Origin of the sequence: Pseudomonas sp. A25(2017) (assembly GCF_002001065.1) — a bacterium.
Taxonomy (GTDB): Bacteria; Pseudomonadota; Gammaproteobacteria; order Pseudomonadales; family Pseudomonadaceae; genus Aquipseudomonas; species Aquipseudomonas kilonensis.
The window spans coordinates 32,210-50,215 of the sequence record NZ_MUOA01000061.1; the positions used below are offsets into that span (position 1 = coordinate 32,210).

Annotated in this window: 8 protein-coding genes and 1 pseudogene; all 9 read left to right on the forward strand. The window is 57.4% G+C overall.

Annotation, left to right across the window (positions count from 1 at the left end):
* Positions 1 to 10 precede the first annotated feature (10 nt).
* The 9 genes and pseudogenes from B0E42_RS13875 to leuA all read left to right on the forward strand — a co-directional run bounded on the left by B0E42_RS13875 (position 11) and on the right by leuA (position 17,975).
* Positions 11 to 9,415: a hemagglutinin repeat-containing protein gene (locus tag B0E42_RS13875; RefSeq protein WP_256578305.1), complete on the forward strand. Its 9,405-nt coding sequence runs from the start codon at positions 11 to 13 to the stop codon at positions 9,413 to 9,415.
* Positions 9,405 to 9,707, forward strand: coding sequence for an immunity protein YezG family protein (locus tag B0E42_RS13880; RefSeq protein ID WP_053185568.1), 303 nt, complete (start codon positions 9,405 to 9,407; stop codon positions 9,705 to 9,707). Before B0E42_RS13875 ends, B0E42_RS13880 begins: the two co-directional genes overlap by 11 nt.
* Positions 9,708 to 10,223: 516 nt before the next feature.
* Positions 10,224 to 11,258 carry a hypothetical protein gene (locus B0E42_RS13890; protein WP_053185574.1) on the forward strand — a complete coding sequence of 345 codons (1,035 nt, stop codon included), beginning with the start codon at positions 10,224 to 10,226 and terminating at the stop codon, positions 11,256 to 11,258.
* Positions 11,259 to 11,469: 211 nt separating this feature from the next.
* Complete coding sequence (locus B0E42_RS13895; protein WP_174599578.1) at positions 11,470 to 12,012, forward strand: hypothetical protein; 543 nt, start codon at positions 11,470 to 11,472, stop codon at positions 12,010 to 12,012.
* Between the two features lie 200 nt (positions 12,013 to 12,212).
* Positions 12,213 to 12,632 (forward strand): annotated as a pseudogene (locus B0E42_RS13900) (NYN domain-containing protein); the annotation flags it as partial.
* 50 nt (positions 12,633 to 12,682) lie between these two features.
* Positions 12,683 to 14,164, forward strand: a complete 1,482-nt coding sequence (locus tag B0E42_RS13905; protein ID WP_077506662.1) for a hypothetical protein — start codon at positions 12,683 to 12,685, stop codon at positions 14,162 to 14,164.
* A gap of 99 nt (positions 14,165 to 14,263) precedes the next feature.
* Entirely contained in the window at positions 14,264 to 15,097 is an 834-nt protein-coding gene (locus B0E42_RS13910; RefSeq protein ID WP_077506663.1) for an oxidoreductase, read from the forward strand.
* Between the two features lie 21 nt (positions 15,098 to 15,118).
* The gene (locus B0E42_RS13915; protein ID WP_077506664.1) at positions 15,119 to 16,054 is read left to right on the forward strand and encodes an AraC family transcriptional regulator; all 936 of its coding nucleotides are present in this window, start codon (positions 15,119 to 15,121) and stop codon (positions 16,052 to 16,054) included.
* 226 nt (positions 16,055 to 16,280) lie between these two features.
* Positions 16,281 to 17,975, forward strand: a complete 1,695-nt coding sequence (gene leuA, locus B0E42_RS13920; protein ID WP_077506665.1) for a 2-isopropylmalate synthase — start codon at positions 16,281 to 16,283, stop codon at positions 17,973 to 17,975.
* The last annotated feature ends 31 nt before the right edge of the window (positions 17,976 to 18,006 follow it).

Below are 18,006 nucleotides of genomic sequence, written 5' to 3' on the forward strand. Positions count from 1 at the left end.
AGACCTGATCATGGACGACCGCCAATACGCCTTCCTGGCCCGCCAGCCTTCCACTGCCCTGCAAACCCGCGACGCCTTCTGGGGCATGCCCAAGCGTGGCCTGGCGTTCCTATTGGCAAACGTCATGTTCTGGCAGCCGATGTGGGCCCAGGCGGACGGCATCGTGGTCAGCGCGCCAGGCACCAGCCTCGGCAAGGCCGGCAACGGCGTGCCGGTGGTCAACATCGCCAAGCCCAACGGCAGCGGCCTGTCCCACAACCGGTTCAAGGACTACAACGTCGGCAGTAACGGCGTGATCCTCAACAACGCCACCAAACCCGCCCAGTCCACGCAACTGGGCGGGATCATCCTTGGCAACCCGAACCTCAAGGGCACCGCCGCGAAAGTCATCCTCAACGAAGTCAACGGCGGCAACCCCAGCCAATTGCGCGGCTACACCGAAGTGGCGGGGCAGTCGGCCCACGTCATCGTCGCCAACCCCTACGGCATCACCTGTAATGGCTGCGGGTTTATCAATACCCCGAAGGCGACCCTGACCACGGGTAAGCCGATCATCGAAAACGGCCAGGTGGGCCGCTATCAGGTGGACCAGGGCAGCGTTGCGATTGAAGGCGCGGGCCTGAACGCGAACAACGTCGACCGCTTCGAAATCATCACTCGCAGCGCCAAGATCAATGCCGAGATCCAGGCCAAGAACCTGACCATCGTGGCTGGGCGCAATGACGTCAACGCCAATACCCTGAACGCCACTGCCCGTGCCGATGACGGCAGTGCGAAACCAGAACTGGCTATCGACTCGTCGGCGTTGGGTGGTATGTACGCCGGCGCGATCAAACTGGTGGGCACCGAGGCGGGGGTTGGTGTGAAGCTGGACGGCAAGATGGTTGCCAGTGGGGGGGATATTCAGCTCGATGCCAATGGTCATTTGAGCATGGCGCAGACGGCTGCTGCCGGCGCCATCGTCATCGACGCCAAAAGCCTGGAAACCCGTGGTCAGGTGTACGCCGGTAGCCGCCTGGACGTGAAGACCCAGGGCGACCTGATCAGCCAGAACAACCTGGTAGCCCGCGACAACGTTCATCTGGACAGCGGTGGCACACTGAGCAACAACGGCATTATCGAGGCCGGGGTCAACGCCGATAACAGCCGCAATACCACGGGTGATGTCACCCTCACCGCCAAGCAGTTGAACAACGCCGGCAAAACCGTCATCGCCAGCCGCGACCTGAATGTCACGACCACCGCTGCGCTGAATAACCAGGGCGGCACGCTCAGTGGGCAGGGCAAGACCACCGTCACCGGCAACGTTGTGGATAACCGCAATAAAGGCCGGATCCTGGGTAACACCGAACTGCATCTGCGCGCCGATCAAGTCCTCAACAGCCAGGGCGGCCTGATCAATAGCCAGGGCCTGCTGACGGCCAACCTGGGCCATCTGGAAAACAATGCAGGTGAACTGTCGAGCCTGAACAGCGCGACCCTGGTCCTCGACAGCCTGGACAACCTGACCGGCCTGGTCATGGCCGGCAAGAACCTCGACATCACTAACACCGGCGCGATCAATAACCGGGGCGGCGAGCTATCCAGCCAAGGCGTCATGACCGTGCGCACCGCCAGCCTGGACAACAGCAACAAAGGCACCGTCGCCGCCAATGGCAAGCTGCTGGTCAGCGCCACCGGCGCGGTCAACAACGCCGAAAAAGGCCTGCTCGCCAGCCGTGCTGCCGAGGTCGAGTTCGATGCTGCCAGTCTGAATAACGCCAAGGGCACGCTGCAAGGCGAGGGCCTGGTCACCGTGGATGTATCCGGCGACATCGATAACCAGGGCGGCAGCATCATCGCCAAGGACGCCAAGCTGAGTGTCTTTGCCACCAACCTGGACAACCGTGGCGGCGTGCTGTCCAGCGTCAAGGCGGCGCTGGAGGCACGGGCCACCGGTGTGCTGAAAAACGGCTATGACGTGAACCGCCAGGGCGGCACGATCCAGGCTCAAGGACTCAACATCCGAGCCTTGGCTGGGCTGTTCAACGACGGCGGACGCATCGCTGCGCAAGCCGGCGATGTCGTGGTCACCAACGCGACGGCGGATATCAACAATCGCAACGGCGGGATATACGCCACGGGCAAGGTCTGGATCACTGGCCGGGACATGGACAGCAGCGGCGGCGGGCAGGTCAGCGCCAGTGGTATCGACTTTGACCTTTCGGGTGCGCTGAACAACAACGCCGGCATCATCGAAAGCCAGGACAGCCTGGACATTCTGGCCGCCAGCCTGAGCAACCAGAAAGGCCAACTGCGCACCCTGGGCCAGAACAGCACCACGGTGTTCAAGATCGGTGGCCTGTTCGATAACAACGACGGCACCCTGGAAACCGCCAGTAATGATGTGGGCTTCAACACCGGCAGCGTCCAGAACGTGGGTGGCAAGCTGCTGCACACTGGCCTGGGATTGTTCGGCATCAGCCAAGCCAACCTGGGGCAGGCCGGCGGTCAGCTGGTGACCTACGGCAACCTGACGGTGACGGCTGATCGCTGGACCAACAACACGGCGATCCAGGCCGGGCACCTGGTCGTGAATGTCGACCAGTTGACCCAGACCGCCACCGGCCAACTGCTCAGTACCGACAGCATGGTGGGCCGCGGCAGCAACTGGCGCGTCGACGGCCTGATCGGCAGCGATGGTGCGATCGACCTGCAACTGACCGGCGCCTATACAGGCAACGGTCGCTTGAGCAGTCTCGGCACCTTGGGCCTGAAGGCCGCGCTGATCAGTCTGGAGCAAAACGGCAGTATCGCTGGCGGTGGCAACACAACCGTCGTGGTCGATGGCGTCCTCAACAGCTACGGTCGGCTGACCTCGGCGGCGGACCTGAGCGTCACGGCCGCCACGATCAACAACTACGGCACGCTGGGCAGTGCCGGCGCGCTCGGTGTATCGACCGGCGACCTGCTCAACGAGCACGGTTTGATCTTCAGCGGCGGCAATACCAGCCTGCGCGTCAATAGCCTGACCAACCGCTATGCCGATATCTACAGCCTGGGTGATCTGAGCATCGATCGCGACGGCCTCGGCACCCGTGCCGGCCGCATCCTCAACAGCTCTGGCACGCTGCAAAGCGGCGGCAGCATGCGCCTGGCGGCCAGCACCATCGACAACGTCCGTGAGGTCTTGACCACCAACGATGCAGGCATCTACACCGCCTCGATCAGGGAAGTGGCTTGTATCGAAGGGGTCAACGCCGGTGATTGCAGCGGTGGCAAGGAAAACCACGTCTGGCAGATCGTCCAGCGCGACAAGTTCGAAGTCACCGCGGCCAGCGCTGCCTCCAGCATCACCACCGGCGGCAACCTGAATATCCAGGGCGACACCCTGACCAACCGAAGCAGCAGCATCGGCGTCGGCGGTGCATTGACCGCCAACCTCGTCAGCTTGAACAACATCGGCATCGAGACCGGCGAGATTGAAACCTCGCGCACCTTCATGTCCGCTCGAACGCGCCGCCCGGGTAGCTGGCGCGCAGACGCCAATGACTTCACCAACAAATACTGGTTGCAGAGCCCAGGCTACAACGCCAACGACCTGAGCGGTCTTGAGGCGGCGATGAGCCATTTTATCGGCAGAACCGAGCGTGAGGTGCCGCAGTTCCGTACTCAGACAACCACCACCGACAGCCAAACCTATGCTGCGATTATTCAGGCCGGTGGTGCCGTCGACATTCCTACCCAGGGCGACCTCAACAGCGGCGTCGTGCGTGGCGGCTACAACTACGTTGGCGCTGGCCCGCGCACCGACACCCAGGCTGACAACGCCTTCTCGACCCGTATCAGCGTCAATCGGCAGCTACCCCCGAGCCTGACCCAGCAACAAGTCGATCCGCTGTCCTTGCCGGGGTTTGACTTGCCCACCGGGCAAAACGGCCTGTTCCGCATGAGCGGCGACGGCTCCACCACGCCGACCCAGAGCACGGGCCTGACGCAAGTGCGTGGCCTGCCGGACCGCTCGTTCCAGGCCAACCCGCAAAAGTACCTGATCGAGACCAACCCGGCGCTGACCGACATGCGCCGGTTCATGAGCTCCGATTACCTGCTGACAAACCTGGGCTACGACCCGGACACCGCCGCCAAACGCCTGGGCGACGGCTTCTACGAACAACGCCTGATCCAACAGGCGGTGATCGCCCGCACCGGCCAACGCTTCCTCGACGGCCAGAACTCCGACGACGGCATGTTCAAGTACCTGATGAACAACGCCATCGCCAGCAAGGACAGTCTCAACCTGTCCCTGGGCGTCAGCCTGAGCGCCGAACAGGTTGCGGCCCTGACCCATGACATCGTCTGGATGGAAAACCGGACGGTGAATAATCAACAGGTGCTGGTGCCGGTGCTTTATCTGGCCCAGGCCAACCATCGTCTGGCGCCGAATGGTGCGCTGATTCAGGGCTCAGACGTCAGCCTGATTGCGGGTAAGAACCTGAACAATGCGGGCACCTTGCGTGCGTCCAGCAACCTGAGGGCGACGGCGGGCGACAGCTTGGTCAACAGTGGGTTGATGGAAGCGGGTGGTCGGCTGGATGCGTTGGCGAGTAATAACCTGACTAACCGGGCGGGTGGGGTTATTGCTGGGCGGGATGTCAGTGTTGTTGCCGTCGCTGGTGATTTGACCAATGAGCGAACCATTACCCGGCATGCCAGCGGCACTGGTTACAAGACTGAGCAACGCGAATTTGCTGACAACGCGGCGCGGATTGAGGCGAGTCATGACCTGACGATGGGTGCAGGACGGGATATCGCCAACAAGGGGGGCGTGCTCAAGAGCGGCAATGACATGGGCTTGCAGGCGGTGCGTGATGTAAACATCACCTCCGCCGAGCAGGTGGACAGCAACACGATGGGGAGCAGGCACCGGGACCAAACCATTACCCAAAATGGTTCCAGCGCTACTGCGGGCCGGGAGATGAAGGTGACGGCCGGGCAGGACCTGCGGGTCGTTGCCAGCAACGTCATCGCCCAGAGCACCCTGGCGCTGACTGCCGGGCGCGATATCGCGATCACGTCTGCCGCCAACGAAAGCCATCGCTCGTCCCAGAGCAAAAAAGTCAAAAGCAGCAGCGACCTGGTGCGTCAGCAGTCTTCGGTTATCCAGTCGGGTGGGGACCTCAGCGCCAAGGCAGGGCAAGACCTGAGTCTCGTCGCCAGTCAACTGAAAGGGGCCAAGGACGTTGCGCTCGACGCCACGCGCGACATCAGTCTGCTGTCCGCAACGGACGAAACCGCAGAGTTCTACTCGAAGAAAAGCAAAGGCTCCTTTGGCCGCAGTAAAAGCGAACAACGGGAAAGTTATGACAGCACCAACGTCGCGTCGGTGGTTGAGGCGGGGCAAGACCTGACGGTCAATACCAGCCAGGCCGCCGGTGGCGGTGTCACGCTGGATGGCGGCCGCAACGTCACGGTGATCGGCAGCCAGTTGAACGCCGGCAATGATTTGGTGGTGGGTGCCACTGGTGATGTGGCGGTGCTCTCGGGTATCGAAGAACACGGCTCCTATAGCAAGAAAACCAAATCGGGTTTCCTCGGCTTGTCCAAGAGCGGCAAAAGCGAGCTGAAAACCACGGCCTCCCAAGTGGCCAGCGAGCTGGAAGCAGGCAATGATGTGGTGCTGGTCGCGGGCAACGACTTGCGTTTGCGCGCCAGCGAAACCACCGCTGGTAATGACGTGGAACTGCGTGCGGGCTTGGTCAAGGATAGCGGCGACATCAACCTCGTCGCGGCCAATGACACCGCTTACAGCCATAGCGAGCAATACAAGAAGAAAACCGGGCTCTCGGTCTCGGGTGGCTTCCTGTCGTTCTCCTCTGCCAAAGAGTCGGGCCGGATCGCGCAGAGCAGCACCAGCGTGGGCAGTCAGGTGACGGCGGATCGCGACGCGACCCTGCAGGCTGAGCGTGACATCAACCTGGTGGGTAGTGGTATCGATGCTGGGCGCAATGTCAGCTTGAATGCCGGACGTGATGTGAATGTTCTGGCCGCGCAGAACAGTCGTTCCGAGCGGGATTGGGAAAAGAACAAGCAGGCTGGGATCGGTGTTTCTTCGGATGCTAATGGCATCAATTTCTTCGCAGGTGCCGATAGCCTCAAGAACAAGAATCGTCTGGAACAGCAAACCGCTGCCGCTAGCCAGATCAGTGCAGGGCAAGATGTTGCCATCAACGCTCAGCGCGATATCAACCAGACGGGTTCCGATCTGCGTGCCAGCCGCGACATAGGCTTCACGGCAGGACGCAATATCAATGTGGATGCTGCGCGTGAAACCCAACTGACCGAGCAGGAGCGCGAAGCCAGTCGTAATGGGCTTGGTATTTCGTTCAATCATAACTACGGCAACACCAAGGATGCGGTCAGTGGTGCCGGGAAAGGGGAGAACGGCGTCAGTAAGACGTCCAGCACCCTAAAAGGCGTCGATGCCGTCGCCCAATTCGTCAATGGACCGACCGTCGACGTCAAATTCGGCAACAGCACGCAAACCAGTAACCAGCAGGTCATTGAGCAGACCAATCGCGCGTCGACGTTCGATGCGGGCAACGACCTGAATCTCAATGCCGGCAACGACGTCACGGTCAAAGGCGGTCAGCTAAAGGCCGGGCGGGATATCAACGTCAAAGGTCGCGACGTCACGCTGGATGTGGCGAAGGGCAGTGTCAGCCAGGAAAGCACTGATCGCCAAAGCTGGAGTGGGATTCATGGCGGCACCAGTGGTGGCTTCAAGCTAGGCGCCGGCGGCAGCTACGGTGTTGCCACCGAGGATGGCGTTCACGGCAGTTCGACGGCCACTCAGGTTGCCGCTGGAAGGGATGTCAACGTGGACGCCCGCCACGACATCAACCTGGTAGGCACTCAGGTCAAGGCTGGGCGAGATATTGCGCTCGATGCTGGTAATGAGCTGAACATCAGGTCGGCGCAGAATGCCAGCGACAGTGAGAGCAATCGACACAACGGTGGTGGCGAGGCGGGCCTGACGTTCGGCTCTCAAGGCGTAGGCGTCTACGTCAGCGTGAACATCGGCAAGGGCAATCTTGATCGGGAAGGTAACCGACAGCAAGAAGCCTACCTCTACGCGGGCAACCGTCTGGGCTTCACCAGTGGCAAAGACACCAACATCAGCGGTGCCACCCTGCGCGGCGATGAGGTCGTTGGCCGTGTCGGCGGCGACCTGAACGTCTCCTCGGTGCCTGACACCGGCGAAGTCAAAGGCAAAGAGTTCGACCTCAGCGTCACAGCGACCTTTGGTCCAGGGGCTGGCGTCAGTGGCTCTGTGGGGTATGGACAGACAACCGGTGAGACCAATTGGGTCGAGCAGCAGACCAGCATCACCGGTAAAAACAAGGTCGACATCCGCACCGAGGATCACACCCAGCTGGACGGTGCCTTGATCGCTGCCGATAACGGCAACCTCAAACTGGACACCGGAACCCTGGGCTTCAGTGATATCGCCGGTAAAGATAAGGAACATGGCTATTACCTGAACGTGGGTGGCAGCTACTCCCAGGGTGGCAGCGGCGCCCAAGACAGCAGTCAGGTTGGTAAAGGCGAGAAAGATAAAAACGGTTGGAGCATCAGCGGTTGGGAGTATGAGAAGGATCGTCAGCAGACCGTCCGCGCCACCGTTGGGGCCGGTGAAGTCGTGGTGCGCAATGACTCTAAAACCGGGGCTGATTCGACGGCTGGGCTCAATCGGGATGTGAGCAAGGCCTACGAAATCACCAAGGATGATGAATCTCGGACCGACTTGTACGTCACCAAGTCCTCGGTGGACGCGGTGATGGATCCCTCTGGGACGGTGCAGGCTTGGAAGAACAGCATCAAAAGCTACCCCGACAGCAGCCTGAAAGCGTATGAGGACGCACTCAAGCTGGTTAGTGGGCCGGTGCAGGCCACCAAGCAGATCTGGACCAACATCCAGGCGCAACGGGTTTCAATTGATGAGGTGCCTGCTTCCGCGAGGGCTGCGTTGGGGGATGAGGTTGCGCTGAGTATTGCGAAAAATCTTGTTCGCAATGGTAAGGATGCAGGGGATATCAAGGGGCTGAAGCCGGATGACGTAATCGCTATCCAAAGCTTCGCGAAGAGATTTGCAGAATTTGCCAAGCTGCAAGAAAGCTGCGATGCCAAGGGGGGCTGTGTATCAAATAATTCGGAGAAAAAGCCTCGTACTCTTGCTTGGTATACGGATACCGATGGCACCTTGAAGTGGAGGAAGGTCGAAGACGTGCAGGTGGACACGCCAGGTAGAAAGCTGCTGCAAGAAACTGCGCGGTTGCAGACGTACTTGGACGGTCTTCCAGTAGAACAAGCTCAGCTCTTGGGCTTGGGGATTCAGGCAGTCATGGGACCCGCCAAAATGGCGGTCGGTCTCGCCGGGAACGTGGTGGTCGACAAGCTGTTTGGCGACAAAATCGCTGCGGCAAAAGATTCAATATCGAAATCGATTGCAAGCGAACTCAGTGGCAAAGATAAGGCTGAACTGGAGACTAGCGATAATCTCTTCAAGCTTCGCCACGAGCAGGGCCGGGATAAACAGTCTGGAGATGTGTACGTTCGTGGCGCAACGACGCTGCTAAATATCGCCTTGGGGACTGCCGGGAACGCGGCCGGGTCTGCGGCGGGTAAGGTCATTGGCATTGTTGGTAAGGGGCCTTCGGATAATATAACGAAGGGGACCGACGGGCTGGAGATTGATCCGAAACATCCGGATTGGGCTAAGGAGTTTGGGGATACACCGTCGAAGGGGTGGGTAGAGGCGGGGTCGAAAAACGATCAACCGCCGGTAACGCCTGACGGATCGAAACCGAATGCCGGCGATAGTGTAACTGAGTCGAATGCTTCGCATCCTGTCGTGAAGGTGGATACCAGCCAGTCAGTCAAAGGGTCGCCCACTTACGAAATACTTAATAATCCAAAGGCCAGGAGCCCTAATACTCGGTATGAGCTAGATAATGGCGACGCCTTCGTTACGAATAGTCATGGCATGGTAGAAGAGCTGACGTTTACGCCCGCTAATGTCAAAGTCCCAAGGGATTCGAGGCAGACGGCTGCAGGTAAGGAAGGGCGCGAAACGGACGTTGGTGGGCATGCTCAAGCGTGTAGTCAGGGTGGCACCTGTGATGGTTATAATTTGTTTCCTCAAGATAGAAACTTTAACAGTTCGGCATATAAAGTTTATTATGAAAACAGGATGCGTGAGGCGTTGAATGATCCATCAAAAACTATAGGGCCAACGTTTATAAAATTTAAGCGTGAAAATCCAGCTTCGCTAAGGCCGGATACTATGGAGTTGACCTATACTATCGATGGTAAAAGTCGAACGGTATCCTTTGAAAATGAAGCTGGCAAAATTCCAGAGGTGAGTAATGGTTACTAAAGATTTAGAAATTGTGAAGGAAATATTTTCTTTGATTGAATCTGGAATAGTTTTTGGTTATGACTATTTCTGTTATGAGGTTGAGGTGGGTGAAGGGTATATGGAGTCGGTGCTGACTGTTGAGAAAGATGGTGTTGAAGTAACCGATGCTGATACCGATTTTAATAGTGCAAAACTGTATAGGCTAATAAAGGAGTTGAGGGCAGAGGGCAAGGCGCGAGGTGAGGAATGGCTTTCTTTCGCAATATCCTATCGCCGTGAGGGTGAGGTGAAAACGAAATTTAATTACTGACGCTTAAATGCACGATACCAGCAAAAAGGGATCGAAAGGGGACAGATTTATTTTATGAGGTGAGCAGGCTTATTGGTTTGTACGTTGATAAATAAATCGGTCCCCTTTTTTTTCCGTCCCCTTTTTCCTAATGAGACCGCGAATGAGAGGAAACAGATTTATTAGTGTGGTGGTGCTGGCTTTTTCATTGTTGGCTATCGTGTGGGGGGTGAGTACTTTTCTTGCGATGATAGTTGCAGTGTTAATTTCACTGTTGTTTCAGACTGATTCAAGTTGGGTTTTTATTTGGCTCGGGTTCCCTCTGTCATGGATATTTGCATTGTACTGGGTTGTTACTCGTTGGGACTACGTTAAGTCTTTTATCTCCGGGCGGGGGGAGTGAGAGAAAAAGGAAAAAGGGGACGGATTTATTTTATAAGGTGCTGAGGGGCGAGTTTATTGAATTCTCTCGGTTTTAAAAAAACTGTCCACTTTTCTCCAGATCTATAATTTTTTAGGATGTACTTGGAGTTACTCATGAAGAAAGCATCACTACTAATGTTGAGCCTGATCCTGACGTTGCCAGGCTGTAAATCCAACGTCAGAGACTCTTCCCCCACCGTGCTCAACGACGGCATCCAACTGCACCAAAACAAAGTGACCGTAGACGCCCAGCACGCCAAGGTGATCATGAAAGCGACGGGCAATGTCGTCCCTGTGGAATTTGCAATCAGGCGAGCGACGGACCCAGACCGGCGTATGGATGTGCAGGGGACAGTGGTGGATTCCGGTCGCGGCAAAGTGTTCGGCTGGATTGCCAAGCTCAACGAAACGGCCCACAGCGCGACCTTGAAGCATTTTCCTCAGTTGGAAGTGCAAGCTGATCCCGATCAGCCATTCGAGGTATCGGGTTACGCCACTGGCGAAAGTATCAACCGCGGTTATCGTTGCGGTCCGATCAGCACCATTTTCACGCCGGAGAAAGGCAAGGTTTATCTGGTGGAACTCCAGTTTGTGGGTGGGGGCTGTGAACTGAACGCCTATGACATCACGCAGCCTCAGGAGCGTATTCCTGTCGTAGGTAGCGCGCAAAACGGTGGCTTCGCCAACGCAGTCCCGGGCTGCAAGTCGGCAACGGCCTCGGTGAATAATCAGCCGGTCACAACACAGTTTTGCATCAAGTCCATCATGCTCCAGCCTTCGCAGTATCGCGTTAGCGTCAACGACCAGACTGTTTTCAGCGGTACCGATTACGAGCGCGTTGCTTTTGTAAAAACCGTTAAGGAAGGGGCCGTAACCGGTGGTTGCAATGAAATGATCGAGGCGCAGGCGGGCACTACTCAAAAGCCTGTCGCCTTTAAAGACCTGCCAGCTGATTTAGTCGCGGGCTGCCACATTACTGCGGACGCTGAGGGCAGAGCCCAACCGTTTAGTAAAGATGAAGCCTGTGACAAGGTGTTCTACAAGGCCATGATGCCGGTTTTAGGCAAGGTAGTACCCGTCGAGGTGGCACGGCAATGTGTCGTCAGAATTGGGGGGCAGACAGTATTTGAGGACCGTTTCAGTTTCTGACTTAAGATTTGAGATGCGTTTATATGAGGATGTGGTCCTCCATAATATTTTCGTTTGTTTTTGTTGCTAATTCTGTATCTATATACCTAAGGAGAGTAATTCATGTAGGAGAAAGGGGACGAATTTATTTGCTTGCTCAGTTATTAAATAAATCCGTCCCCTTTTTCGCTGTCCGCAACGTCGACGGCGCTAAGACAGAGGTGTGGTTGAAATGGTTAGGGAAGTAGAGTTGGGTGAAAATAGCAATCTGGTAAATGAAGTTATTGGCTTTGTAAAAAATCGGTTGCTCTTGAGGTCTGTCAATCAAGTTGTTTTGGGGAATGCCGAAATTTCTGATCTTGCAACGGCAAAAAAATATGCTTGGGGTCAGGTCTATGGGGAAGAATTTTTCACTTGGGCTGACTTAAGATCTGAGAAAATGAGTGAGGTTTGGGATGTTGTTTACGGTTGGGGCGAAAAATATACTGAGATGGATATTAAACTATCCGAACTTTTGGGTGAGTTGAGTCACTCAGTTCAAAAGCAGCTCTCCCCGAAGCATAGAGAACTATTGGATGATGTTGTCTCGGATCTAAAGTGCTGTCTGTATAGTCGAGCTGTTCAAGGTAAGACTAATAATTTTTTTGAGGGAATATTTTCCGCTTATTTAAGCGGTGGGTGGCCGTGTGGCTGGGTAGGTAGCTGGCCCAAGGGCAGTCTCCTTGTATATCGTGACGATGCAACAGATACGAGGGGGCTCAGGGGCGACGCCTGATACTTTCCACAGATATAATGGAGAAAAGGGGAGGTTTTTTTGTTTCCTAGACTCTAAAATAAATCTGGGAATCATCTAGGCAGCCTCCTCACTTCGCAGCAAAAAGGGAGCAAAAAGGGGAAGGTTTATTTTGCGGAGTGCAGAGTGGGCAGGCTTGTTGGTTTTGCTCGATTTATAAATAAATCTGTCCCCATTTTTGCGATTTCCATTACAAAGTCGAACAGAAGACTGTCGATACCAAGTTAGGCATGGACATCACGACTCTCGCCCTTGAAAAGCTCACTGATGTCATCGTTTTGGTCGCTGGTGATTCAGATTTTGTGCCGGCTGCGAAACTGGCGAGGATGAAGGGAATCGATTTCGTACTTGATCCGATGTGGGCCAATACGACTGGGAGCTTAAGCGAGCACGTAGATGGCCTTCGCTCTTTCGATATCGTCCGTCTCATTAGAGATGTCACCGGCCAATCGGTTACCACTCGGCCCGACTGGTGGGATGCTCGGACGAAGAGTGCGGCGCAGCTATATGAGAATGTTGAGATTGCCGTTGCTGGTGATCTGGAACCTGATCCTGGATTGATATCTCAGGGCGCTGTGCACCCACAAACAACAGGCAGATGAACCCCGTTTCGCAGCACACCCAGCGCTCGCTCAATTTGGATTAGTAAACCGTGCCAACCCCCAACCGCAACGCTCTGATCACCCAACTCGCCGCCAACCCCGATGACACCACCACACGCGCTTCGCTCTATCGCGATCTGCTCGATACCGGGGAGGCGTCACTGGAAGGTTTGCGCGTCGCGGCGGGCCTGGGCGATCCGGCGGCTAACGTGGTCATGGCTCAACTGAACACCACAGCCCATACAAATCGCCCCGGTCCATGGCTGTCGCAACTGCGTGGCCTGCCGGTCGACCGTCTGGAGTTGAACAACGCTGAGCCGCAGTGGTGTGACGCCTTGGCCGGGCTGCCCTTGCGCACGCTGGTGCTCAACAGCCCGAGGTTCATCTGCGGCCCGCAGATGTGGCAACGTTTGCCCGCCAATGCTCTCGAAACCTTGGAGGTCAGTAATTTTTCCCGCGACGATAACGCCAATTGCCTCCCGTCGCCCGCACGCTTGCGTCGGCTGAAGTTGCAAACCTACGGCGAGGACTTCGATGACAGTTTCCTCCGTCAACTGAGCGACAGCCCGTTGCAGGAACTGTCGTTGAACCGTTGCGATGAGATGACCGACGACGGCCTTCGTGCACTGTCTCGCCTCAAGCTGCGCTCCCTGACCTTGCAACGCGTGGGCGAGCTGACGTCCCGTGGCATGGCGCACTTGGCAAGTCATCCCCTTGAACAGTTGTCCCTCAGTGGCAGCGGCGCGATCCTGGATGATCCGTCCTGGCTTCGCGACCTGACGGGATTGCGCTCGTTGAGTCTGGATGACTGTTATGCAAGCGAGAGCGTGTTGCAGGCGATTCGGGGCCTGCCCCTGGAAAGTCTCTCGCTGCACTCTGCGTTCATCTGCGAAGACGATCTTGAAGTGCTGGAGGGAATGCCGCTCGCGGAGCTGGACCTCAAGTGCCTACGCCAAGTGATCGAGCGGCTCGATGTACTGCACGGCTTTCCGCTCAAGCGATTGGGACTCTCCGATGTGCAGGGCGTCTGCGCCAGTACGTTGAGTGATCTGCGCGGGTTGGCGTTGGAGTCCCTGGAGCTGTCCTTGAACGACATCACTTGGAAGGAGCTGAAACAACTGGTCGGCCTGCCGCTGAAGCGGCTCAACCTGAGCTTTTGCCAGGGTGTCGACGGTAAGGTTTTGCGCAAGCTCACCGAGTTGGGACTACCGTTGGAGCAACTTGAAATAAGCGGCCTGAACCTGCGCGATGCCGACCTGGTTTGTTTGCGAGACCTGCCCCTGCAGCGCCTGGGTTTGTATGACAGCCCTTGGCTGACTGACGCCGGGGTGGCCCATCTTGCCGGCATGCCGCTGCGGGACCTGACACTCGGGGCTGATCCAGGGGAATCGCGGATCACGTCGGCCGTGGTGCCTGTATTGGAGCAGCTTCCGCTGCAAACACTGTGGTTGCCCAACTGCGTCGGGATCGATGCAAACGGTTGGGACCGCTTGGCCGGGTTGCCAGCCCACGTGACAGGTCCGGGCATCTGACGCGCTGATAGGAATAGGCAATGCCCCAAGGCAAACCGGCATAGGTGGGTCATTTTTCGATCGTTACCATGGCCTCCTGTTTATCCATTGGAGTTCACCATGCACAACAGAAAAAACCTCTTCATCACTGGCGTGAGCAGTGGCTTGGGCATCGCCCTGGCGCAAGAGGCGCTCGCAGCAGGCCACCGTGTCATCGGCACTGTGCGCAGTGAGGCGGCGTTGCAGGCCTTCGAAGCACTTTCCACGGAGCGTGCCCATGGCGTGATCCTGGATGTCACCGAGTTCGACCGAATCGATAGCGCGGTGGCGGAGATAGAAACCACTTACGGCCCGGTCGATGTCCTGGTCAACAATGCCGGCTACGGCCATGAAGGCATCTTCGAAGAATCGCCGCTGGAGGAGATGCGTCGCCAGTTCGACGTCAACGTGTTTGGCGCGGTGGCGGTGACCAAGGCCTTCGTGCCGTATTTTCGCCAGCGCCGTGCCGGTCATATCCTCAATATCACTTCCATGGGCGGCACGATTACCATGCCGGGCATTTCCTATTACTGCGCGAGCAAGTTTGCCCTCGAAGGCTTCTCCGATACGCTGAGCAAGGAGCTGCTACCGTTCAACATCTTCGTGACCGCGGTGGCGCCTGGTTCGTTTCGCACCGACTGGGCGGGGCGTTCGATGCAGCGTACGGCGCGGAGCATTGCCGACTACGACGCCAGTTTCGATCCGATACGTAAAGCGCGCGTGGAAAAAAGCGGCAAGCAACTGGGCGATCCTCGGAAAGCGGCGCAAGCGATGTTGCAGATCATTGCCAGCCCGACGCCTCCTGCGCATGTGTTGTTGGGCAGCGATGCACTGAACCTGGTGCGCGACAAACTCAGTCGTGCGGCCAGTGAGATCGATCAATGGGAAGCGCTGACCCGTTCGACCGACGGTTGAGCGGCCAGCAAAGGGGCATCAATGACTCAGGCCTCAAACACCTCGCGCATGGTGCATTTGATGGAACAGCTTGCGCCGGTCGAGGGCTACAACCTCAGCGCGTTGGAGGACATCCGTTTTCTGCGTTCGAACCGGCCGCTGACGCGCACGCCGGTGTTGTATGAGCCCGGTATCGTGATCCTGTGCCAGGGGCGCAAGCGCGGTTATCTGGGTGAGGACGTCTACGTGTATGACGCCCAGCACTACCTGGTGGTGTCTGTCCCGGTTCCGTTCACCATGGAGACCGACGCCACCGAAGCTGAGCCCATGCTGGCGGTCTACATGCGCCTCGACTTACAACTGGCCAGCGAGTTGATGCTGCAAGTGGACGAGACCCTCGGCCCCAGCGATGCCCAACCCAAAGGTATGTACGCCTCGCCCATGGACGATTTGCTGCGCAGCTCGACGCTGCGTTTGCTGGAAGCCATGAGTCGCCCGGGCGAAGCGCAAATACTCGGGCCGTCACTGGTACGGGAAATCTACTACCGGATCCTGACCGGCGAGCAGGGCGGCTCGATGCGCGCCGCGCTCAGTCGCCAGGGGCACTTCGGCAAGATCACCCGGGCGATCCGCAAGATCCACAGCTGCTACCACGAGCACCTGGACGTCGAAACGCTCGCCCACGAAGCCAACATGAGCATCCCCAACTTTCACCTGCACTTTCGCAGCGTGACGGACTCCACGCCCATGCAGTACTTGAAATCGACACGCCTGCACCAGGCGCGATTACTGATGCTGCGCAGCACCATGAGCGCCTCGACGGCGGCGTTCAACGTCGGCTACGAAAGCGCCTCGCAATTCAGCCGCGAGTTCAAGCGGATGTTCGGGCGAACACCTCAGGCGGAGATTGAATGGATGAAGGCGACTTATGCGTTGCCGGCGCCTGCTGAGCCGTCTGTTTATGTTTCGTCGCATTAGCGGTGGGCTGGATCCTGCCGGGGATGAAATTGTTCAAAAATTTATAGATTGAGCATAAGTAACCGCAGTATTAAATCTTATTGGTTATTTATTGTTGTTTTCTCATTCTGTTGATGTGACTACGCAATTTGCCTCAAGTTATGTTCATTTATGATTGGATCCAATGTTCGGTGGCGTCAGATGCCGAGCCTGCCCACCTATGGACGTATCAAAAAGGATAAACGCCATGATGCTGAAGGATCCTTCCAGCAAATATCGACATTTCACCACCGTGGATCTGCCGGACCGCACATGGCCCGGCCGGGTCCAGTCCGTTGCGCCTAGCTGGTGCAGCGTCGATATGCGCGATGGCAATCAGGCCTTGATCGAGCCGATGAATGCCGAACGCAAGCGTCGTTTCTTCGACCTGTTGGTCAAGGTCGGTTTCAAGGAAATCGAAGTAGGCTTTCCAGCCGCTTCGCAGACCGATTTTGATTACGTGCGCGAACTTATCGAAACCGGTGCGATTCCCGATGACGTGACGATTCAGGTCATGACGCAAGCCCGCAGCCATCTCATCGAGCGCACGTTTGAGGCATTGAAGGGCGTTCCCCGCGCTATCGTGCATGTGTACAACGCGACCGCACCGGTGTTTCGAGACGTGGTATTCGGTGTTGACCGCGCCGGGTGCATCGAGATTGCCACACAGGCCACTCGCGAAATCAAACAGCACATGGACGACAATTCCGAGACGCAGTGGACCTTCCAGTATTCCCCCGAGACTTTTTGTTTCACCGAGTTGGATTTCGCATTGCAAGTCTGCGAGGCGGTGACGGACGTCTTCGCACCAACGCCTTCCAACAAGATGATCCTGAACCTGCCGACGACCGTCGAAGTCTCCACGGCCAATGTCTTCGCCGATCAGATCGAATGGTTTTGCCGGCATTTCAGCCGTCGTGACAGCGTGATCATCAGCGTCCATCCGCACAATGACCGGGGCACCGGGGTTTCCACCGCCGAGCAGGCCTGCCTGGCCGGTGCCGAACGGGTCGAGGGCACGCTGTTTGGTAACGGTGAGCGAACCGGCAATGTCGATATCCTCACCCTGGCCATGAATCTCTACACCAGCGGTATCGATCCGCAGCTGGATTTCTCGGACATCCTCCACGTCCAGCGCGAGGTGGAATACTGTAATCAGTTGCCCACGCATCCTCGCCATCCTTATGCGGGCGAGCTGGTGTTCACGGCCTTTTCAGGGTCGCATCAGGACGCGATCAAGAAAGGCTTTGCAGTGCGCCAGGCCAATCCCGATGGCTTCTGGGAAGTGCCTTATCTGCCTATTGATCCGGCGGATATGGGGCGCAGTTATGAGGCGGTCATTCGCGTCAATAGCCAATCCGGCAAAGGCGGCGTGGCCTATCTGCTGGAACAGCATGGGGTCGTGATGCCGCGCCGGTTGCAGATGGAGTTCAGCACCCTGGTCCAGCAAGAGGCGGATGGATCGGGCCAGGAGATCAGTAGCGAGATGATCCTTGCGTGCTTTACCCGGCATTATCTGGAGGAGGGCAAGCCCTACACGTTGTTGCAGCCTAAATTGGTCAGCGAAGGCGCCGTGACTTACCTGGAGGGCGTGCTCGACATGGGTGGCACCCAGTTCGACCTCAGCGGTGAGGGCAACGGTCCGCTGGCGGCGCTGGTCGATGCATTTGCCCAGCGTGGCGTTCACTTCGATATCGCCGATTATCATGAGCACGCTGCTCGCGATGGGGCTCAGGCCGAAGCACTGGCCTATGTCGAGATTCGCGTGAATAACCGGCTGCTATTCGGCGCCGCGCGCGACGGCAGTAGCTTGTTGGCGTCGCTCAAGGCGGTGACAAGCGCCGTCAATCACGCAGCACGCCTGGGGCTGCTCAGCGTGATGCGCGCTGCGGTGCCTTGCTGACAGGGTTGCGTGTACAGCCCGGCGCCGCTGC